The following is an 18,890-nucleotide window of genomic DNA, read 5'->3' as shown; positions in this document are numbered from 1 at the left end:
CTCCCAATGCGCACTTCGAGCTTCCTCAGAACATCGTTTCGACGAAGTCGCTTCAATTCGATGTCGAAAGCAATCGGGAATCGAAGATCTTTCTCGGTGTGATCGGCGGCTCGATCTCGATAGGTAATCGACTGCCGGACGGTCGAGCGACGCGATGGGTTGATGGCGGTTTTCCGATCGGCGTTGCTGATGATCGCCATCACCTTCTTGTCGCAGGAAGCCGCGCCGGCAAGGGGCGATCTGTGCTCGTGCCGAATCTAATCATGCTTCCAAAAGAAACGTCGACGCTCGTGATTGATCCCAAAGGCGACCTCGCGAAAGCCACGTGCCGATGGCGTGCAGAAGGCTTGGGGCAAGATGTCGCCGTCATTGATCCCTTTGAGTGTTCTGGCGAAGGCACCCGGAAATACCGGGTTGGTTTCAATCCGATCGAGATGCTCTCGCGGTCGGATCGATTTTCGTTCGTTCCGAATGCGTTGCTCATCGCCAGTTCGCTGATACCGGACTCACAGCGAAGTAAGGACCCGCACTGGAATGACTGCGCTCGCGATATTCTGAGCGGTCTCTGCACTCACGTTGCCACGCACGCCCGATACGAAGGTCGACGCAACCTCGTCACTGTTTGGGAACTTGCATTTCGTCTGGCCGAACCCGCTGAAGAAGATCCGAACAGCTACACGCTCGAAATCGAGATGATGGACAATGACGCGGGCGGCGGTACCGTCCGTGCGTCAGCGAGGGCCTTCTATGATCGTACGGGGCAGGAGTTTTTTGGGGTTCTGTCGAACTTGCGGAAACACTTGGCTTTTATCGGGATTGAGTGCGTGCAGGATGTGCTGACCGGTCCGTCTGTCGACCCTCGCCGATTGAAAAGTGGATCGCTATCGATCTATTCAAGCATCCCCGCGATGCGAGGCGAAACGATGAGCGGGTATCAACGAATGATCGTTCAGCTTTCGATCGCCGCCTGTGAGGAAGAGAAGCAATCGGTTGGAAATCAAACCGTGTTTTTCTTGGAAGAGTTCGCTGCGCTGCAGCGGCTTGAATGCATTGAAGTCGCAATCGCACAGCTGGCTGGCCTCGGAGTCAAGCTGTTGATCGTCGTGCAAGATCTCAATCAGCTAAAAGACAAATATCCAGGGTCCTGGGAGACGTTCATCGCCAACTGTGGCGTGATGCAAGTCTTCGGTGGCAATGATCAGACGACATTGTCGTATGTGTCGAAGCGAATGGGCGATAGCTTGACCGCAAAATCTTCAAGTACCGCGACGACGTTTTCCCAGGTGGCCAATGACGCTCAGTCGGGCAAGAACTGGTCGATCGATTCCACGCCGCTGATGACGCCGGCAGAAGTCGGAATGTTCTTCGCCCGAGACGATGCAAAACTACGTCAGTTGATTTTACGGCCTGGTTTTCATCCGATGATTTTGCAACAGGCGTTCTACGACAAAGCTGCTTTCCTGCAGGGTCGATACGATCCGTTCTAGATCGCCGAATAACTCCCCTGCTCGTCCGGCGCGGTCCAATCTTTGTACAGGTGGGACACTGCATCTTGGATGGCGAGGGAAAAAGGGAGTCCGAATTCCTGGGTGGTGTCGTATCCGTAGCCAATCAACTGAGCTTCAGTGAAAGACCATTCCTGGATCAGCGTGTCGAACATGGTCCAGAACAGAACCGATTGTTCAAGCCTGATTTCTTTGCCTTTGGCATCAGTAATGGACCGCGTCTGCGGAGCCAACATTTCCTCGATCTCGTTTTCGCTGTAGGACACACTTGAACCTACCGCGCCCTGCCCTCGTTGCGCAAGTGTTTTATCGTTCTCGATGTCCACTGTCTCGTTCCTTGCTCTTTGCGACTTGAAGTGAGTGTCGTCCCATCGCCTTCCGATTGAATTGATCGAGACGTGGTCTCGCCCTCTCCGGCATCACTTTTGGGAGTTTCCTCGGGTCGACTGATGCGATCGCGCGAGTTCGTTGTTTCTTCGGTAGCGTGCGAGCCCCACGCGGTGTCAATTCGAGTGTTGGCATCGAGAATCTCTTTGCTTCTTGCTTGGACGCTTTGGCAAATGCCGGCTTCGCCGACGCCGGGGTTGCGGCGAGGGCAAAGTCACGTCGCAGCTGCACTCTCGGTTTGGCAGCTCTCTGGTTGAACGATTTTGTGTGGCTGGGGCGGTCTGGTGGTGATGATCCGTTTTTGCTCATGTCGTATTCTTGCTTGTGGGTTAAAAGTGTCGCTTGACCGCTTCGGGCAGACGTTGGTGCTCCGTTCGGCAACCTTCCAGGTAGTTCTTCAAGTCATCCTCGGCTACGCGACGGGCGCTGCCAATTTGATAAGATGGAAGATCACCTTGCGAGACGATCGCATAGGCTTTGCTGAGGCTGATGTTCAATCGTTTCGCGACGTCTTTGATCGTCAACAGCATTTTAGATGTTCCTTTCAAAAGATTCGCGAATGTCGATGTCAACTCCCTGCGTCCACTTGTGCACGTCGTTGAATTGATTTTGCTCTCGTGTCATTCGGCTTGCTGTATTGAGAACGATGGTGAATTTCGACACGTCACGCTGTCGCACCGACGCAATGGGGTAGCAGCGCATCGCACATTCCGAGTCGCTGTATTCGGAGCCGCGGGGCTGGTCGGGCGACCGAATGAGGAGTTGGATCAATTTTGATTCCTCTTGGAAGATCTGTCGTTCCCCGGCTTTGGGGCGACTGCGATGTCGGTGCTCTGTATCCTCCGGGTCTTCCACGCTGATGAATTGCAAATTCAGTGGCGTGCCCGACCACTGCCGAGGCACCCGGAAGGGCTTCTCGTAAAGCCGGCTGTCGATCGCGATCGCTGTGGGGGTCATCCACACGCGGAGCCGGGTGCCAAAGATGCGACGAGCGAGAAACTTCGGTAGAAGCAATCGAAATGACGTTCTCATGCAGGTGGCCGATACACCCCAGACGACCATCCAGCCAAGCAGGGTCGCCTGAATCTCGGCATATATCGGCACGGCTTGGTAAGCGAGCCAACCGCACGCGGCATATCCAAGGCAAACGAGTATCTCAGTGCAACGGCAGCCTCTGGCGTGCGATCGCCAGTCTGCGTATCGCACTGAAAGGTACGCTCGCCTTTTGGAAGCGTCGAATTGCATTTGCGGCCACCTTGGAACGCTTACGCAGTGATAGGGTTTGAGCATGGTTGAGATCCTTCGTTTGATCGTTCTTGGTTTCCAATTGCCGACTTGATTCGTTTCAGTTTTCAGTCGAAGGTGGGTAACGTTGGGTTCTCCACCAGGTCATTCGAGATCAACGAGTAGCCCGGGTCGAACCCAGCTAGATCGAAGATTCGCCGCCACCGCTGAGTCTCGTTCTGGTCGACGCAATAGCAGGCGATGGCCCCGCCCTGCTCTCGATACCGTTTGAGTGATTCCAGCATCTTCCGTCCCTGCGTTGTGCGTTTGGATTGGTCCGACTCGGATTCACGCATGTCGCTCAGGATTACCGTGAGCACACGGGTTCTGTCTCCGATGCCGTCAATCCCGACGACATAGTCGATCGTTTCGCGGGTGGCATCGAAGATGGGTGATCGCTCTGGTTGTGATTTCGATCGAAGGAAGCCGGCAAGCTCTTCTGGTGATGCGAAGCGACTTCTCAGTTCGGACGCAGTGCCATCGAATAAGACCACCCGGCTGTTGCCGCTCATTTGAGAGAGCACCACGCGGTTGTCTTGCCCCATGCCCGTGCGAAAAAATCGATCCGTCACATCGAGCAAAAGCGGATAAGCTTGATCGCTGAAACGATTCGCAAATGAACCGGATAGGTCCACGCTGACTGCGAGAACCGAGTCAAGTTCCTCGGTTTCGAAGGGCGGTGGCGCCGCAATGTTTGCACTTGGAATGCACCCGCCGATGAAGGCGATCGCCGCCAGCAGGGGCAATTGGAAATGAAGCGTCGGTGTTCTTGGTCGAATTGACATCGTGCAGCCTTAAACCTTCGAGGAGTTTTTGTAATCGCAGTGCCAGCTCCCCCAGAGAGCCAACGATGCGGTGAAGAGAAGCGTGGCCAGAATCGGCACGTAGATCGGGGTGTCCGCCCAGCCGACGGTTGAGGTTGACAGCCCAATGAAAAACAACGCACTGTCGACGCCGATCACCGTCGCGCAAATGAACGTGTGCAGGTAAAACAGCACGGGCTGATCACGACGTTTGCGGGTGAGCGATCCAGCATCTTGCAAGCAAGCGAAGATCCGGATCCACAGCAATGAAACAGCCAGGCAGAGCCCTGCCGCAAAAATCAATGCGAGTGAAACGCGGTTCCAGCCGCTGTAGTTCTGTAATCGCTCAATCGCCGGAATCGGCAATTGGTGCAGTCGCTGCTGAGTGATGGGCAGCACTTCCGTGATGCCGGCTGCTCCGACACTGAGGTAAACAACCGCGATGATCGAACCGAGCACCGCGTTGAGTGCCCAGAACTGCAGCACTTCTTTCAGTGGTTTGCGGCGACGCGGCGGTTGTTCAGGAACAGCTCTTTCGCCCCCTGATTGCTCCACAGGTAGAGCACTTTCAAAGCTATCGAGTTTATCCCACATCAGCGTATTGCTCCTCGTTCGAGTCCTGGATTGAAGGGTTGCCATCACTCATTCGTTCACCTTCGATTCGCCTGAGCGCTTCGCGTAGGGCATAGATCATCGCGTCGAGGTCGACAGTTCTCTTGGAAGCCGGTTCGATGATCACTCGGACAAGCCGGTCGCAGTAACGCCAGAGGACGCCAGGTGTGGCTGGGGCGTCGATAGCCTCCGTTTCGTCGGGGCTGGGGAGCAGCCCGACTTCGCATGAGGGTTGTTCCTCATGGCCAGCAGGTTCTTTGGGCAAAGAGTTGTTTGCGATGAATTCCTTTGCCTTTTTAATCGTGACTGTCTCACCCTTCCGTGCCAATTCGGTTGCTTCGTCCCTTGCCGCTTGTTCAGTACCCGAGGATGAAAGCAGCTTAAGTGACTCCATCGGGAACCGATGACGTAGGCTGGGCTCCTTTATGAGCAAACGCCCAAATGACAGGTGAATGTCTTTGAGTCGGTAGAGTTGAGATCGAGAGATTTTCACTTTCATCTCAAATTCTGCGACCAACTCGCCGCGACCTCCATATTGGGTGGCAGTCAGAAACATATGAAACAGCGCACCCGTGAAGATTGCGTTGAACTTCGCGCTATCCAGAACCTCGCTGACAATCCAATCGGCGACCATTCTGAATTGTGGGTCCGTCAGTGATCTCGCTTGCGTCCCTAAGTCAAATTCGCTTGTTTCAGCGAGTTGATCCAATACTGACCGTGCTAGATCCGGGCGAGCGGAATTCTCGCAGATGAGGTGATAGAGATTGTTCATCGTGCTTGCCTCGTTTTAGGAGTTTTTGCCGCCCGCCATCTTGCGATTCGAGCTTGTGTGAACGAACTCATTGCTTCCATTGCGGTGCCGACACCAAGCTCGATCAGCTGACAGATTGACGTGACGATGAGTGCGACGAAGCTCATCGCACCGATATAAAACGACATCTGTGCCAGCAACTGAGTGCGAGCGACAAACTGCTTCGGGTCATCCAACTCCGCGAGAAATTGCAACGTGCAATGTTCACAGATCGGAAATTGCGAGTCCGAGTGGATCTTTGGCTCCGTGGCGTCAACTGTTCTGCACCAGAGCGATAGGCCAGTCGAAAAGGCCATGGATGTGGCAACGACGCAAACCTGCATCGCAAGAAGGTTTTTCATTTTGAAAGCTCTCAATGAAGTGGGGTGAGCGGGACTGACGCGGCACCGGCCCGTTATCGAGTCTTTAGCGATTCACCGGTTTGTGAAGAAGCATCGGATGAAAGACCAACGCGGCAAAGCGAGACAATCTCACTGATGACATCTGACGTGCCATCAACTGCCGAACCACGAGGCGATACAGATATGTCGCTAAATATGCTGCGCTGATGTTCAGACTGCCCGGTGAACACCATTAGAACGCGGCGACTTTGGTCTCTTGCTAACCAGCGTTGTAGCTCGTGCTGTCCAGCCGATACCGGGTGGTCTTCGTCGCCATCGGCATGGTCTCCCATTAGCATGAAAAACTCTCGGTCGACGGGAGCTTGAGATTCAAGCTCGCGAATCCCCGCCCGTACCATCGTGACGAATGGTTCGTCACCGCCGCTTGCCTTCGTCGTTTGAAAAAATCTGGTGATAGAGTGCGTGCTTCCAGTAGAGTTGCCAATGCTCTTGGGGATCCGAGTGAAACCAAGTCGTTCAGCAGAGTCGTCTCGTCGCACATGAACGGCGATGTCGAAGGATCGAACAAGACCGGAAAGTTCACTTGCAACCTTTTCTGCAATCGAGGCTATATCCTGCATGTTTCGCTGTTGCGATCCGCTTCCGTCAATCACTAGAGCTAGTCGTATTCGGAGTGCGCTAAGCTCGTCCAATGATGTCCCAGCTATCTCGAATTGGTGCGCAATGGTGCCGGCGGTTCGAAAGCTGATTTGGGCGGGGACGAGTTCAATTCTTTTTGGTTTTGGACGATTTGCCGGCTCTGTCAGTTCGACCGGGCCATTGGACTCATGCATCGCGGGAGCGTCGTCAGGCAAGGAAGGTGGATCCGGGAGGAATGGTTCTTCGAACGCGAATGCAAGCGAAGGGTCACTTGTTACACGGACAAGCCTTGCGGATAGTCTGTTGATCCAAACCTGATAAAATGTTCGCACGTCGCGGCGGTGTTTCATGCTGGTGCCCCAATTGCCATCTCGGGTGTACCATGCGACCTCAGCGCCATCCTGCAACTTCGGCGAGTCACTGAAGGGCGAATGAGGATGTCCAATTAATAAGTGAGATGGATAGCGTCCATCGGTCATGTTAAACGCCTTGACCGTCTCACTGCGATAAACAGGTGATCCGCATAGTACTACTCGAGTGGGGAGTCCGCTTCGACGCAGGCTTGCAATCGTTTCGGGGAAAACTACGACGTTCAGATTGTCATTGGAATCTCCGTCAAAACCGCGTTCGAAATATTCTTGAACTTTCAGATACTCGCGATTGAACTCAGTATTTCGAATTCGTATGTCCGAACTGCCTTGGGGAATCTTGAGCGATACAACCAGACTCATCGCAGGCGCATCGACAATCGTTAGTAGGCTTCCACCAGAAAGGGTCAAAAGTGCCAGTTTTTCAATTTCGTTCTTCATGCGTTGTCGACAGCCATGGTCTCCAATTGCGTTGATCACGATGAATTCAACAGGTTTTGAACTCGTTGATGCAACTTGAGTGGTGCCTTCAACGTTCGCAGGTGAGGACGGTTCATCGCCGCTGCGACAACCTGCAAGAAAAAGCGTGCTGATGCACAGCGTTGCGATTAGAGGGGGCGCTAGCTTGATAATCATTCTTCGTTCTCCAGAGTTGGTTGGCATTGAAAATCGAGGGCAGCAATGCGTTGTTCAAGATCACGCAGCTTCTGTTGCTGACGCTGACGGTTTGCTTCTCTGGCCACGCTAAGGTGAAACGCTGCGAGCCTGGCATGGTGCCTTTCCACGCAGGCGGCCAGGACTGAGCGAGATGGGATAGAGTCAATGACGCATTGATCGACATGGTTTATGTCGGATACCAGCTTGGAATCGACTCGTACGTCTGTCGGCGAACACAGGAACAATTGGCTAACTGCCCACTTTGCAATCTCCAAGAAAGCAGCGGTGACAAAGGCCAATCCGATCATGCTCATTGCTGGATACCACCAAGGCATTGACGGGACATCAAATGCAGTCGGAACTGAATCAGAAGAATCGCCTGGTCCAATCAAGACAAATGCAAAGGCGATCGTTACTGCAATCGAAAGTGGGGCACCAATGGCTCCGATCATGATGCAAAAGCGAGTTCTACGCTCCTTTTTCCAAGCGAACGAGATAAACTCGAACATTGCTAGCAAACCGATGACAGCCGGCATTGCAACTGCGCGTGTTAACGCGGGCGATGGCTCAGAAGGCACACCACCGGGAGTGCTCGGTGGACCTTCGAAAAAAGGTCCTTCGACAATAATTGCCTTAGCACTTTCGAATTCCGCAATGACCGTCGACATCGCTGCTGCTACCGAAAGAAGAGCAACAGACATCCATAGAGCAGATGCAAACCCAGTGCCCTTCTCGAATCGCAACTTCCAAGCGTCCCTCGGAGACAAGAATGGAAGTAGACGCCGTTTGAGGTGTTGAGCGACAATCCTTAAATGACTGATCGACTCATCGAACGCGTGAAGAAGGTCCTTGGCGGTTTGATACTGCACGAAAACCCCCGGGTGTCCAAAATACAGGTTCTCAGCCAGTCGCTTGAGAGACTTCCGCGAAGCTCCTAACATGTTGATTCGTCTTAGAATCGAATTGGACGGTGCCCCGTGATTCCGATTGAAAAAACTGCAGCCATGTCGGGTAAGCCGACGGGAGTCGTGTTGCCCATGCAGTCGCAGCGGCGCGGTTAGCCTCGTGTCCGGTGGCCTGTCAAGAAGTTCTTTGGAACGAGATGAGTTTGAGCGGACCGTCATATTGCCTCCTACGATGCAAACCCAATGGATTGATGACCGGGACGTCGGTCATTGACATTGGAATTTGATTCCGCTTTGGGCTATGCATCAAATTCCGCGTTATGCATCACGCTAGAGGGAAGCTTCGATGAGATACCCGGAGGATTTGGGGAAAATTACCGATTTGCTTACGTCGAAGTACGGCAAGGCTATCGCAGAAGGGACACATCGAGTTCGAGATGGAGCAATTGACCGACTCATCCGCGAGCGAGCAACTACGCAGAGCTCAGTAGCTCTACGCAGCGGTGTCGATCAACCAAGAATCTCGAAGATGAAGAGAGGCTACAGTAAACTCAGAAAGCCACTACGCTTTGAGGCAGCCGCGCTCTATGCCGTTGCGGCATGCTTGGAATGCGACTTTGAAGACCTCGCCGATCTGCCACTAAATTCGAGTCGATTCTACTCTACCGAGCAAATCGACGATGTGCGAGAGAAACTTCAGCAGGTGGCGCTCGTCCGAACAATCGACCACACCGCAGAACCGTGCCACTTGAAAGACATTTATTTTCGAACTCGTGGGCACACAAGAGATCAAGCAGAATCCGAAGCAATTGAGTTGGATGGACTGCATCGTTTTCCAACAGGTTTGACGGTAATTGAAGGTCAGGCCGGACAAGGAAAGTCAATTCTACTTCGCCACCTTGCGTTTGAGGCGAGCAGGTCGGGACACAGTTTGCCGCTGTTTATTGAGCTCCGACACCTAGAACAGCGGGAGCTGCGAGACGCTATTCGAGAGACAGTAGCTGGACTGGGACTTGATCTTCCAAGAAAGAAATTCAAACAATTTATGCTTACTGGTCAGCCGATATTGCTGCTTGATGCTTTTGACGAGGTTTCAAACGCATCTCGGAAACAATTGATCCTTGACATCGAACGGTTAATTGAGAGCTTCCCGAAGGTGAAGGTCGTTCTTTCGTCTAGGCCAAACGAATTTACGAACTACTTCACCAATGCTGCCGTCTACTGGATTTGTAAATTGGAAAGCCATGAAGTCGAAAAAGTAATTAATTTGTATGCCACATCAAACGAAAGTACTCTTCTGCTGGAGCGTTTGAAAGAAGTAGACGCCAAGCCTGTTTCTGAAGTGCTAACGACTCCGCTGAATGTCCTGCTTCTAGTGATCCACTTTCGCTATCGAAGATCAGTTCCCGAAAGCGTGATCGATTTCTATCGTGATCTCTTTGATGTGATGGTGCGACGGCACAACTTATCCGAAAGAGGAGCAAAGCGGACACTTATGTCGGCTCTAGACTCGCATGAGCTGCGAGTAGTCTTTCAGGCATTTTGCTTCACCGTGGCCGTTAAGGCCCCTGGTTCAAGTGTTCTTCGCGGGACTGCAGAAAACTGGATCGGTGCATCGCTTCAACTTCGAGAGTTATTTGCGTCAGCGTCAGATGTTTTAAGCGACTTTCACAATGTCGCAGCGTTACTGGTTGAGGAAGGCGGAAGATACGATTTTGTTCACCGGACCGTTCAGGAGTTCTTTGCTGCAGAGCATGTTGCGGCCGCTACAGATAAACAGGCGAAGGTTTTTTATCGCAGCGTGTACACTTCGCCTGATATCGAATGCTGGGGCAGGATACTTCAGTTCCTGATTACGTTGGACGAATTGCGCATACACCAGTACCTTATTGTTCCAATATTGACGTCATTTGCTCCATTCTCACTTACTCAATTTCTATCGCAGGTCATGTCGTTAGAGATGAAAACAGAAGGGGAAACAACATACATCTATCTGGACATGGAATACCCTGTCTACACAGGGCGATTCGAGCAGATTAGCGATTATATTATTTTGCGAATTAAAAAAACAATGCCCGTTGTTGATTTGACGGGGATGTTGGCGGATTTGAAGGAGTTCGCAGTTTCGGGTGGTGATCCGACATGGTTCGCTGTTCAAAAATCCAGAGGGAAAACGAAAATTGAACGGCGTTGCTACGTTGAAATAGTGACGTACTTGATTAACGCTTTGGTCAGGTACTGTGCCGAACTGGAACCGGTTTACGAAAAATCTTGCGCTGTTGTTGAACGTGGCGAGAACCTAAAAGCATTTGAATTCTGAAATGATTGGCTCAATATCGCCAATCATCCGAGGGGGAGATGATGCTGCCTAGCTGTTTGCCCAAAGTGATATGCCCTCGCAATCAGATTGTCAGCCTCTCGTTCCTTTTCTTTGAGGATCACTGCAGCGTCGTGAACGGCAAGAGTAAGAAGAGTGGTGAAAACCTGGCGTTTGATCGCAGCATCACATCTTTTGGAAAACTCTATGGGTAGTGACTCCCATTCAAAGGTGTCAGGCTTTTCCGAGTACTCGGCGATCAAATAGGTTGTGTTTGTCACCTCATTGAAAATCGCCGCGATTTGATTGGAGCACGCATTGAAACGAAGCCAGTCTTCGCAAAGACTTTGCTGCTGGTCTAGAACTTTTTCAAATTCTTCAATTCCCAGTATTATCTGCGTCCGTGAATTCTTGTTCATTCATGAGATCTCCTTGCCGTTAATATTTGCTATCATTCAAGTTATTCAGTGTCAAGTTGTTTTGAATGTTAAGGTAGTCCTCGCCTTAAATACCATTTGCGACAGAATCCAATGAAGGCTGCGTTGACGTTTCGTGGTGGCTGGGCGTCCGACATGGCGAGCCACTCTCGCCACTGCTTCTCCAGCTCACGAACATCCCAGCCAGGGGCTTCTAGTCTTGCGTCGTGGTAGGTGTCGGGATCAAGTTCGGGGACGACTGCCGCTGCCTCCTTCCCGGAAATCGCAGGAACGCTCCCCCTGCTCTGAAAAACCACCTGATCTTCTACCCCATTGCCCCGCTCCAAGAGCCGAACGCGGTAGTCCGGAAAGTGGTCGTTCGCGGCATCATCCTGAACAACCTTTTTCACCAGTCGCTTGAACTCCTTGCTCGTGCTTCCTGAGCCGCATTTCTTGCGCAGTAGATCGAGGGAAATCTTCCACTCCGTCTTTCGGCCGCAATGTTTCCTTGCCAATTCATACATCCGGCGATCTAACGGACGGCGGAGCCTGAAGTACTCTCTTGAGAGGGTGAGCACTTCGCGAGCATGAACCGCATTAAAAATCCAGTCGGACAGGTTCACACGAATCTCTGACATCCGCCCGGACTTGGTTTGACGAACGACTCGCCAACTGTCGATCAGCCCGAATCCTTCGGTGATCTCTTCGCCGCCCGCTTTCAAGTTCGTTTTGATTCGCGTTCCGCTCAATCGGTCGAAGGCGGCGATGAGTTGTTCATATCCGCGCCCGTCGGTCGTGCGGTTGGTGGTCACCAACAGATCATGGGCCGTCAGATGAAGTGTCCGCTTGGCTTCTTGACCGTCATTCAGTTTGGCAATCAGTTGGCTGATGCAGTAAATCAGTATGTCTTTGTCATGGATGGTCGCTAAACCACTGCTGCTCGGTGTGACCGTGATGTTGATGTCGTTGTGGTTGTATTCACGAATTCGCGTGTCTGGTTTCGTCGACAGAGAAAAGATTGGATGTTCCATGCTTCCCATGTCATCTTTGGGAATCGCATCTGTGATGTCGCATATGAATAGATCATCGGAATAGCGTTCCGGCAGCAATGGGTTTCGAGTGATTGATGATTTGTCCTGCATCTTTCGACATTCGTGTTTTTACACGCCAGAGTCAAGCACTTTGTGCTATCGCACACCGAAACAGCGTTCTCGTGTTATCAGACACCGTGTTGTTCTGTTCGTGCTTTTGCACACCCATCAGCGTGTATTTGCACACTGTTTTTCGTGCTTTCACACACCCGTCGCCGGAAAGATCTCAATTCGATCAATGAGTTGCAGACAGTTTTCGATGATCTAACACAAACTAAACTCCGTTTAACACACCCAGTCGATGAATTGTATTGCTCAAGGCATGATTTCGATGAACCAAACTGGCATGATGTCACTTGGGCGATTGGAAAAGAAATTGATGACTGGTTCGATGAACCGAATCTGTTGCTTCGTCACTTGATCGTTCCATGAACTTTTCATTTGCGGTTAAGCGTCTGAAGTCTGGCCGGCACGTTGCCACCGGTCCCCTCCTCCGTCAATGAACTGCCCGCACCACTTTCGCTTTGCTCAACCGGGTTGTTCTCGACTGACTCAGTTAAACCCGTTGGCTTCTTTCGTGCGTCCTCAAACGCATCTAACGAAAGGAACACATCATGGGACTCGATATGTACGCAAAGACCACGACGCAGAAACTCGATCGTGAAGTCGATTTCAAAGTCAATGACACCGAAGAACGGTTCTACTGGCGGAAACATCGTTTTCGCGCTCAGACAGAAAGATCGGCTCGGTGGATAAACACGAAAACAAACTTGAACGTTGTTGGCTATCCGCGCTACGGTGGAATCATGCTCGACCGAAACGCTGAACTGGAGAATTTCAAAAAGATGAATCTTTGCGATTACGCGGTTTCACGAGGATTTGTCGCGGATCGCCGTGCCAGCTCCAAACACAGCGTGGTGCTGAAACATCCTCGCGGCGATAAACTGATTGTCGGACGTGACCCTTCCGGGAAATATTATTACTTCAATGCCAAAGGCGGCGATTCGGGAACGATCATCGATCTGTGCCAGATGCTCGATGGTGGCAACCTTGGCGACGTGCGAAAAACCCTTCGCGCTTTCGATGGTTCAGTCGATTATCGCGTCCCCTCCGCCCGATTGCCTTTCATTCTGCAGCCGTCCGAACACGACACCGCTCGCGTCTTATCAGCTTGGATGAGCATGCGGCAGGTCTCCGCCGGGCACCCGTACCTCACCAACGTTCGCAAGATTTCGATTGATGTGCAGACCCATCCGATCTTCCGCGACCGTATCCGAATCGACGAGAAGGGCAACGCTGTCTGCCCGCACTTCAATCGCTCGGGACTATGTGGATACGAACTTAAAAACGGGAATCGAAACGGAACGACGTTCACGGGCTTCTCGCCAGGCGGTGTGAAAGCACTCGCCTGCTCTCGCCCGCGTGACACCGATCGTGAAGCGGTGATCTCCGAAACATCCATCGACATGCTCAGTATCGCGGATCTGGAAGGCACCGATGGCCGCCGGTTTTTTAGCACCGCCGGACAGATGAGCCCGATGCAAGCAGAGTGCCTGCGATCAGCTGTCTCGCGGATGCCAATTGGCTCACGTGTGATTCTTGCTTTTGACAATGATGACGGCGGACGAAAAATCGCCGCTCAGGTTCGAGAGACGCTCCGCGATTTCGATGTTCCGATCGTTGAACACTATCCACCGGCGCCAGGCCAAGACTGGAACGACGTGTTGCAGGAACGACGTGGAATCGCCAATCCTGAAATACGACTGGGATGAGCATCTTCGATACGATGAATCTGCACGCCTGATTTCAGCAATCACGGTAGAGCGTTCCTGCGACAAAATGATTTCACGACGGGTCGTATTCAAGTTGCCACGCTTCGTCGGTTGGATGCCCCGTCGCAAGAACACTTCCACGTTGACACGACCTTCTGAATTTGCGGTGGTACGGCTCGCCGTGTTTCCGGTGAATCGTGTTCACGATTGATCGGGTTTCAGAAGTGATTGCCGGCGGGAGGCGGTCGATCGGACGTTGCGGCCTGTTTTGCCTTGCTGGGAGTTCCGGATGTCTTTGGGCGTTGCGCTTTCGCCTTCGCTTTTGGGCGTGCAGGTGAGTGCGCGACCTGGAAGATAGAGCGTAGCAATCCATTCAATTCATCAATACTTTCGCGAAGCTCGCGGATGTCTTTTGATAGCGATCGTTCATCTTTGCTTTGCATTCTCGATCGTCAGAACAGGTCGCCCGGTCGAGGAGGAGGGGAAACGACGTTCGCATCGCTCGATGAATCTTCTTCTGCCCGACTGTCGCTTGGGCTCGATCGATGTTGGTCATTCTGCATTTCAACAGAAGAAGGTAAGCGAGCATCCGAGGACGCTTCTGAAAACTCAATCACGATGCGACCATTCCGAATGGCATGCTCCAGAGCAGTCTTCAATTCATCGACACTCTCGCGAAGGACTTGAACTTGCTCTGTTAACTGTTCGACCGCTTCAACCATGTTGAGGATCACGACCTGGATTGATTGCATGGGCCGGTTGATTGCTCGCCAATTTTGCCGTCGTCTCGATCAGCAATCGAGTCGCTTGATGAGGCAAAGGTTGAGGAGTTCGCGTTCCAATCTTCAATTCCAAGGAAGGCAAGAAGCCTCCTTGTGAGAGCCATTGTCGCAAGTTTGCAGCGTGCTCAACAGCTTGGTCGCGATCGCCGGTTGCCAAGGCGTCGAACAAATCGGAAAGAGTTGTTTCAGGGTCCATGAAGCGGACACTGCCATTGTTGGCTTCATCGGTCAAGTGTTTTCAAACATCTCGTCACCGCGTCTCCTTTCGGTTGACTGACTTTTTCATGCAGCGTCCCGCCTTGCCAACCTCGCGGCAAGGGTTTTCCTGCCAGCTACACCTGCGGCCGCTTCGGAAAATCGCTTCGCGAAGCCCCTTGCCCCGATGCCGGCGAACCAGGCGGGGTTATTCGCAGCATGGTCAATCAACAAAAGGAGAAACAAACCATGCCAGACATTGAAATTATCCACGTAACTGGAAAGCCGAAAGAGGAGGGACCACTCACCGAACAAGAACTCCGCCACTTCACCGGCGATTTGGAACGCACACGACACGGCCTGAATCGACAAGTCATCTACACGCCCGGAGTCGAACATGTGGCCGAACGAGGGCAGGCTTATTGGTTGATCGATGCCATTGCATCTTGGATCGGGAGCGAACCGTTCCACCAAGCCGCAGCCGAAGATCCACGCATCGGCCAGATGCACTTCTGGACGCTCAAGCTTGGGAAAGGGACCACCGCTCAGCTCTACGCCAAGGCAGACAGTCCCGATGAGCCTTTCATCGTCCAAGAGATTGAGTACACCGATTTCCCGCTCCAGAAGATTGACATCTGGGCAGCTTTCGATGGGGAACATTGGACGTTGTATCTACCGAGCGAGCACTAAACGACCAAGTGATCGGGGCAATGACGCCCCGGTCCAACTCTAGAAAAGGAAAGCGAAACATGACAATCGTCATTCAATTTGAAAACAACAACTGGTACGCCGAAGGTGTTGCTGTAATGACAAACCGCCTCTACGAACATCCGACAATGCAATGGGCACTGGAAGCCATCGCCAAAGAGAATGGCTTCGACTTCGTCAGTGCGTTTGAGCGAGAAACCGACTATCAACTCATTCATCAGCTGGCCGACGAGTCGGATGGATAAAGAAATGATTGACGTGACCAGCCAATGCGTGCCAGATACGCATTGTTCCGAAAACCAAAGAAGAGAAAGGGCAGTCCAATGACTCCAACCACGGGAACCGCCCGCCCGAAAGCGTAGGGCGGCATGAAACAACAAAACAAACGCAAAGCAAAACGCGACATCTATCAAGAGGTTACCGACAAGATCATCGGACATCTCGAACGAGGCACCGCACCATGGCGAAACCCGATCCAACGCGGAACCGGCGACGGATGGCCGAAGAATCTCGACAGCGGTAAACGCTATCGCGGCATCAACGTCTTTCTGCTCGGCCTGACCAGCTGGGAACGCGGCTATTCATCCGACTTCTGGCTGACCTTCAAACAGGCAGCCGCTGCCGGCGGTCAAGTTCGCAAGGGCGAGAAGGGATCACTGGTGACGTTCTGGAAGATGTATGCAACCAAAGACCGCGAAACCGGACTGGATGTCGAAATCCCGATGCTAAAACTCTACACCGCCTTCAATCTCGATCAGATCGAAGGCATCGACGCACCGGATGCTCCGGAAACACCCTCCGATGGAGATCCCTTTGAGCCGATCGAATCTGCGGAGCGGATCGTCGAAGGCTACGCCGGTAGACCGACGATTGCACATGACGGAGGAGGGCGGGCATTCTATCGCCCTTCAACGGACACCATTCACATGCCTGAGCAAGGACGTTTTGAAAATCCTGAGAGCTACTATTCGACTTTGTTCCATGAGATCACGCATTCGACGGGGCATTCGAAGCGACTGGACCGGGGACTCGATACAAAGCTTGCACCCTTTGGCAGCAACGATTACTCGAAGGAAGAACTTGTGGCCGAGATGGGGGCCGCATTCTTGAGTGCATCGGCCGGGATCAGTCCCCCGACGATCGAGCAGTCTGCGTCCTATCTTCAAAGCTGGATCAATGTCCTTCGCGGCGATAAGCGATTGGTGGTCAGTGCAGCCGCATCCGCGCAAAAAGCCGCCGATCTGGTTTTGGGTACCACGTTTGAAACCGTAGCCACGCCGACCCAGAAAATCGCATCGTCGCAACAGCGTATCGACGACCTGGAACAGCCCGTCAACAAACCAGCCGATCCTGCTTCCATCCAATTGGATCTGTTCTAGGTATGTGGGGCGAACCTGACATCACGTTTGGCCTTTCGGCTTCGGATGACAAACCAGGACACGCTGCCACGATCGCTATTCTCTCAGCAAGGGGCCGTGTACTCGCTTCGCTGCGTGCCGCACCAACACCCCTTGCAGACAGAACCCCGACCGCGGCTTTGACGCGGACCATGGTCAACCAAAACGAAAGGAAAAAACGCCATGACACAAGAAACCAACAAACCAGCTTTCACCGAACGCTTCGGAGGACTGAAGGGAACGATCTGGAGAAATCCGGGGACGGATGGAAAACCGGATCGATACACCGTCAGCTACAGCCGCAGTTACAAGACCGCCGACGGGCAGTGGAAGGAAACGACCTCCTTCAGTGCGATCGACAATCTGAAACTTGGGCACTTGGTCGGCAAAGTCACCGACCGCATCGCCGAGTTGAAGGCGATTGACGCATCAGGTCAAACGACAACGTCCGAGGACGAATAAGACGATCGAGGGTGCCGGCATGAGGCCGGCATCCTCTCTCAAACAGAAACCAGATAGAGAAAGGGCAGTCCGATGACTCCAACAACAGGAACCGCCCGCCCGAAAGCGTAGGGCGGCATGGCAAAAGAATTCTTCACGCTACCGGCGAGCAAAACACTCGTCGAACTTTTCGATCAAACCGCTCGGCAAACCGGGCACGCGAGAGGCCGAGTCTTTACCGACTTCTTAACCGTCAGCAAATGTGCTTTGGCAGGCCAGACGATGGAAGCCGAATATCATGCGACCATCCAGCAGGGCTACACCGACGGCCCGAAAGGCAAACGCGGCATCGACACGCTTGCCCAAGGCTTTGCGATGCTGGTGAACGCCATGGAAGAAACCCAGGCCGACGTGCTGGGCGATATCTTTCAAGGTGCCATCACCTACGGCGAAAACGGCCAATTTTTCACACCCGACAGCGTTTGTGATTTGATGGCGTCGATGACGGTGCCGGCCGAGCGGACCGATGAACCCAAGTCCGTTTGCGACCCCGCCTGCGGATCGGGCCGACAGCTATTGGCCGTCGCCAAGCATCAACCACACTGGGAATTGATCGGACAAGATATCGACCACCGTGCCGTGATGATGACGGCGATCAACTTGGGCTTGAACGGACTACGCGGCTGGGCCGTGCATCAGAACACGCTCACCCTTGAAGTGCACCGTGTCTACAAGATCGGCTTCAATCTGGCCGGTGGCGTCATTGCGGATGTGCCCGTCGAGCGAACACCGTTTAATGTGACGGCGGTCACCAATGCCAACGCCCTAATCCGTCAAATGTCAACGAGCGAGCTAACTATCAGCGACACGACGAGTCGTGAACACGATGGCACGGCCTCACAGCTTGACCTTTTTTGAATGTGCCACCAATCCGCACAGGGGACTGACGTGGCAGCCTTGCAGCTGTCGCATCACGGCGAACTCAAGCTCTTGCTCAGCGTGGGGCTCGTCATCGAAGTACCTGGTCCGAATCTTGTTTCCCATTGCCCCGCCGAAGACGCCTCATTCCCAGCGATTGGAAGAAATCCCAAATTTGGGATTTCTGCTTGGTTCAGCCGACATCGATCGGTTCGACTCGGACGCACTCAATCTCTGGTGACGTTTCAGGACGTTCTTCACCGCGTGGATCCGCTTCGGAGATCCATCGAATCATCGCCATGCCGAGCAAATTCGTTAGTTCGGTGAGATTGCGGCCTTCAATGGTGATCATGACTCGGCTCATCGCGAACACACCAATTTGGACGAAACCCGCATCGCGACTACGAATCTCGCGAACATCGCTGTACGCGAAACTGATCGTTTGCCCGTTATTCAACCGGATCTGAAACATCATCGGAGGCAGCTCGCCGTTCCGAATTTTTCCATAGGGCAGTTCGTCAGTTTTGGAGGCGGGTGCTGG

Annotated in this window: 23 protein-coding genes; 8 read left to right on the top strand and 15 right to left on the bottom strand. The window is 52.9% G+C overall.

Features of this window, described 5'->3' with window-relative positions; all coding sequences use genetic code 11:
- The coding region (locus B2R17_RS00955; RefSeq protein WP_286762494.1) for a hypothetical protein at positions 1-200 on the bottom strand (200 nt) is incomplete at its 3' end.
- Between B2R17_RS00955 and B2R17_RS00950 the strand changes: the two genes are divergently transcribed.
- On the top strand, positions 132-1,487 hold the full coding sequence (locus tag B2R17_RS00950) for a type IV secretory system conjugative DNA transfer family protein (protein WP_349676977.1): 1,356 nt from the start codon (positions 132-134) through the stop codon (positions 1,485-1,487). The genes B2R17_RS00955 and B2R17_RS00950 overlap by 69 nt on opposite strands.
- Here B2R17_RS00950 and B2R17_RS00945 read toward each other — a convergent pair.
- The 9 genes from B2R17_RS00945 to B2R17_RS00905 form a co-directional block, all read right to left on the bottom strand.
- The gene (locus tag B2R17_RS00945) at positions 1,484-1,831 is read right to left on the bottom strand and encodes a hypothetical protein (protein WP_236615769.1); all 348 of its coding nucleotides are present in this window, start codon (positions 1,829-1,831) and stop codon (positions 1,484-1,486) included. The genes B2R17_RS00950 and B2R17_RS00945 overlap by 4 nt on opposite strands.
- Positions 1,832-2,221: 390 nt before the next feature.
- Positions 2,222-2,422 (bottom strand): helix-turn-helix domain-containing protein, encoded by a 201-nt coding sequence (locus B2R17_RS00940; RefSeq protein ID WP_008667387.1) that lies wholly within the window; start codon positions 2,420-2,422, stop codon positions 2,222-2,224.
- A 1-nt stretch (position 2,423) separates the two neighbouring features.
- A complete protein-coding gene (locus B2R17_RS00935; protein WP_286762467.1) occupies positions 2,424-2,924 on the bottom strand; it encodes a hypothetical protein in 501 nt (166 codons plus the stop codon).
- 320 nt (positions 2,925-3,244) lie between these two features.
- On the bottom strand, positions 3,245-3,961 hold the full coding sequence (locus tag B2R17_RS00930) for a hypothetical protein (protein WP_286762466.1): 717 nt from the start codon (positions 3,959-3,961) through the stop codon (positions 3,245-3,247).
- Positions 3,962-3,970: 9 nt separating this feature from the next.
- Entirely contained in the window at positions 3,971-4,573 is a 603-nt protein-coding gene (locus B2R17_RS00925) for a hypothetical protein (RefSeq protein WP_286762465.1), read from the bottom strand.
- Positions 4,563-5,363: a hypothetical protein gene (locus B2R17_RS00920; protein ID WP_286762464.1), complete on the bottom strand. Its 801-nt coding sequence runs from the start codon at positions 5,361-5,363 to the stop codon at positions 4,563-4,565. The genes B2R17_RS00925 and B2R17_RS00920 overlap by 11 nt, the downstream gene beginning before the upstream one ends.
- Positions 5,360-5,596, bottom strand: a complete 237-nt coding sequence (locus B2R17_RS00915) for a hypothetical protein (RefSeq protein WP_286762463.1) — start codon at positions 5,594-5,596, stop codon at positions 5,360-5,362. Before B2R17_RS00915 ends, B2R17_RS00920 begins: the two co-directional genes overlap by 4 nt.
- Positions 5,597-5,796: 200 nt before the next feature.
- The gene (locus B2R17_RS00910) at positions 5,797-7,413 is read right to left on the bottom strand and encodes a hypothetical protein (protein ID WP_144056632.1); all 1,617 of its coding nucleotides are present in this window, start codon (positions 7,411-7,413) and stop codon (positions 5,797-5,799) included.
- Positions 7,383-8,108 carry a hypothetical protein gene (locus tag B2R17_RS00905; RefSeq protein ID WP_144056631.1) on the bottom strand — a complete coding sequence of 242 codons (726 nt, stop codon included), beginning with the start codon at positions 8,106-8,108 and terminating at the stop codon, positions 7,383-7,385. Before B2R17_RS00905 ends, B2R17_RS00910 begins: the two co-directional genes overlap by 31 nt.
- 550 nt (positions 8,109-8,658) lie before the next feature.
- On the opposite strand from B2R17_RS00905, the gene B2R17_RS00900 reads away from it, so the two are divergent.
- On the top strand, positions 8,659-10,632 hold the full coding sequence (locus B2R17_RS00900; protein WP_008667379.1) for an NACHT domain-containing protein: 1,974 nt from the start codon (positions 8,659-8,661) through the stop codon (positions 10,630-10,632).
- 23 nt (positions 10,633-10,655) lie between these two features.
- On the opposite strand, the gene B2R17_RS00895 is transcribed toward B2R17_RS00900, so the two are convergent.
- From B2R17_RS00895 to B2R17_RS00885, 3 genes are all read right to left on the bottom strand, one after another.
- Entirely contained in the window at positions 10,656-11,048 is a 393-nt protein-coding gene (locus B2R17_RS00895; RefSeq protein ID WP_037251644.1) for a hypothetical protein, read from the bottom strand.
- 68 nt (positions 11,049-11,116) lie between these two features.
- Positions 11,117-12,187, bottom strand: coding sequence for a replication initiator protein A (locus B2R17_RS00890; protein WP_008667376.1), 1,071 nt, complete (start codon positions 12,185-12,187; stop codon positions 11,117-11,119).
- Positions 12,188-12,573: 386 nt separating this feature from the next.
- Complete coding sequence (locus B2R17_RS00885; protein WP_144055194.1) at positions 12,574-12,852, bottom strand: hypothetical protein; 279 nt, start codon at positions 12,850-12,852, stop codon at positions 12,574-12,576.
- A gap of 90 nt (positions 12,853-12,942) precedes the next feature.
- Between B2R17_RS00885 and B2R17_RS00880 the strand changes: the two genes are divergently transcribed.
- Entirely contained in the window at positions 12,943-13,908 is a 966-nt protein-coding gene (locus tag B2R17_RS00880) for a DUF3991 and TOPRIM domain-containing protein (protein ID WP_286762462.1), read from the top strand.
- 714 nt (positions 13,909-14,622) lie between these two features.
- On the opposite strand, the gene B2R17_RS00875 is transcribed toward B2R17_RS00880, so the two are convergent.
- On the bottom strand, positions 14,623-14,922 hold the full coding sequence (locus B2R17_RS00875; RefSeq protein ID WP_286762461.1) for a hypothetical protein: 300 nt from the start codon (positions 14,920-14,922) through the stop codon (positions 14,623-14,625).
- A gap of 212 nt (positions 14,923-15,134) precedes the next feature.
- Here B2R17_RS00875 and B2R17_RS00870 point away from each other — a divergent pair, with 212 nt between their 5' ends.
- The 5 genes from B2R17_RS00870 to B2R17_RS00850 all read left to right on the top strand — a co-directional run bounded on the left by B2R17_RS00870 (position 15,135) and on the right by B2R17_RS00850 (position 18,349).
- On the top strand, positions 15,135-15,575 hold the full coding sequence (locus tag B2R17_RS00870; RefSeq protein WP_286762460.1) for a DUF6876 family protein: 441 nt from the start codon (positions 15,135-15,137) through the stop codon (positions 15,573-15,575).
- Positions 15,576-15,634: 59 nt separating this feature from the next.
- Complete coding sequence (locus tag B2R17_RS00865; RefSeq protein WP_230276831.1) at positions 15,635-15,838, top strand: hypothetical protein; 204 nt, start codon at positions 15,635-15,637, stop codon at positions 15,836-15,838.
- A 123-nt stretch (positions 15,839-15,961) separates the two neighbouring features.
- A complete protein-coding gene (locus B2R17_RS00860) occupies positions 15,962-16,972 on the top strand; it encodes an ArdC family protein (RefSeq protein ID WP_286762459.1) in 1,011 nt (336 codons plus the stop codon).
- Between the two features lie 201 nt (positions 16,973-17,173).
- A complete protein-coding gene (locus B2R17_RS00855; protein ID WP_008667357.1) occupies positions 17,174-17,452 on the top strand; it encodes a hypothetical protein in 279 nt (92 codons plus the stop codon).
- A gap of 117 nt (positions 17,453-17,569) precedes the next feature.
- A complete protein-coding gene (locus B2R17_RS00850; RefSeq protein WP_286762458.1) occupies positions 17,570-18,349 on the top strand; it encodes an N-6 DNA methylase in 780 nt (259 codons plus the stop codon).
- A 193-nt stretch (positions 18,350-18,542) separates the two neighbouring features.
- Here B2R17_RS00850 and B2R17_RS00845 read toward each other — a convergent pair.
- Positions 18,543-18,890 (bottom strand): hypothetical protein (locus tag B2R17_RS00845; protein ID WP_286762457.1); only part of this gene is annotated, 348 nt, incomplete at its 5' end.

It is taken from the genome of Rhodopirellula sp. UBA1907, from assembly GCF_002337565.1.
Classification (GTDB): Bacteria; Planctomycetota; Planctomycetia; order Pirellulales; family Pirellulaceae; genus Rhodopirellula; species Rhodopirellula europaea.
This window is presented reverse-complemented; position numbering and strand designations above follow the sequence as displayed.

Bases quoted from the DNA above. Each gene is read 5' to 3' on its own strand.
- B2R17_RS00940 (WP_008667387.1), bottom strand. From the start codon at position 2,422: ATGCTGTTGACGATCAAAGACGTCGCGAAACGATTGAACATCAGCCTC.
- B2R17_RS00935 (WP_286762467.1), bottom strand. From the start codon at position 2,924: ATGAGAACGTCATTTCGATTGCTTCTACCGAAGTTTCTCGCTCGTCGC.
- B2R17_RS00930 (WP_286762466.1), bottom strand. From the start codon at position 3,961: ATGTCAATTCGACCAAGAACACCGACGCTTCATTTCCAATTGCCCCTG.
- B2R17_RS00925 (WP_286762465.1), bottom strand. From the start codon at position 4,573: ATGTGGGATAAACTCGATAGCTTTGAAAGTGCTCTACCTGTGGAGCAA.
- B2R17_RS00920 (WP_286762464.1), bottom strand. From the start codon at position 5,363: ATGAACAATCTCTATCACCTCATCTGCGAGAATTCCGCTCGCCCGGAT.
- B2R17_RS00910 (WP_144056632.1), bottom strand. From the start codon at position 7,413: ATGCCAACCAACTCTGGAGAACGAAGAATGATTATCAAGCTAGCGCCC.
- B2R17_RS00905 (WP_144056631.1), bottom strand. From the start codon at position 8,108: ATGTCTGTTGCTCTTCTTTCGGTAGCAGCAGCGATGTCGACGGTCATT.
- B2R17_RS00900 (WP_008667379.1), top strand. From the start codon at position 8,659: ATGAGATACCCGGAGGATTTGGGGAAAATTACCGATTTGCTTACGTCG.
- B2R17_RS00895 (WP_037251644.1), bottom strand. From the start codon at position 11,048: ATGAACAAGAATTCACGGACGCAGATAATACTGGGAATTGAAGAATTT.
- B2R17_RS00890 (WP_008667376.1), bottom strand. From the start codon at position 12,187: ATGCAGGACAAATCATCAATCACTCGAAACCCATTGCTGCCGGAACGC.
- B2R17_RS00885 (WP_144055194.1), bottom strand. From the start codon at position 12,852: ATGTTTCCGCCAGTAGAACCGTTCTTCGGTGTCATTGACTTTGAAATC.
- B2R17_RS00880 (WP_286762462.1), top strand. From the start codon at position 12,943: ATGCTCGACCGAAACGCTGAACTGGAGAATTTCAAAAAGATGAATCTT.
- B2R17_RS00870 (WP_286762460.1), top strand. From the start codon at position 15,135: ATGCCAGACATTGAAATTATCCACGTAACTGGAAAGCCGAAAGAGGAG.
- B2R17_RS00865 (WP_230276831.1), top strand. From the start codon at position 15,635: ATGACAATCGTCATTCAATTTGAAAACAACAACTGGTACGCCGAAGGT.
- B2R17_RS00860 (WP_286762459.1), top strand. From the start codon at position 15,962: ATGAAACAACAAAACAAACGCAAAGCAAAACGCGACATCTATCAAGAG.
- B2R17_RS00855 (WP_008667357.1), top strand. From the start codon at position 17,174: ATGACACAAGAAACCAACAAACCAGCTTTCACCGAACGCTTCGGAGGA.
- B2R17_RS00850 (WP_286762458.1), top strand. From the start codon at position 17,570: ATGGCAAAAGAATTCTTCACGCTACCGGCGAGCAAAACACTCGTCGAA.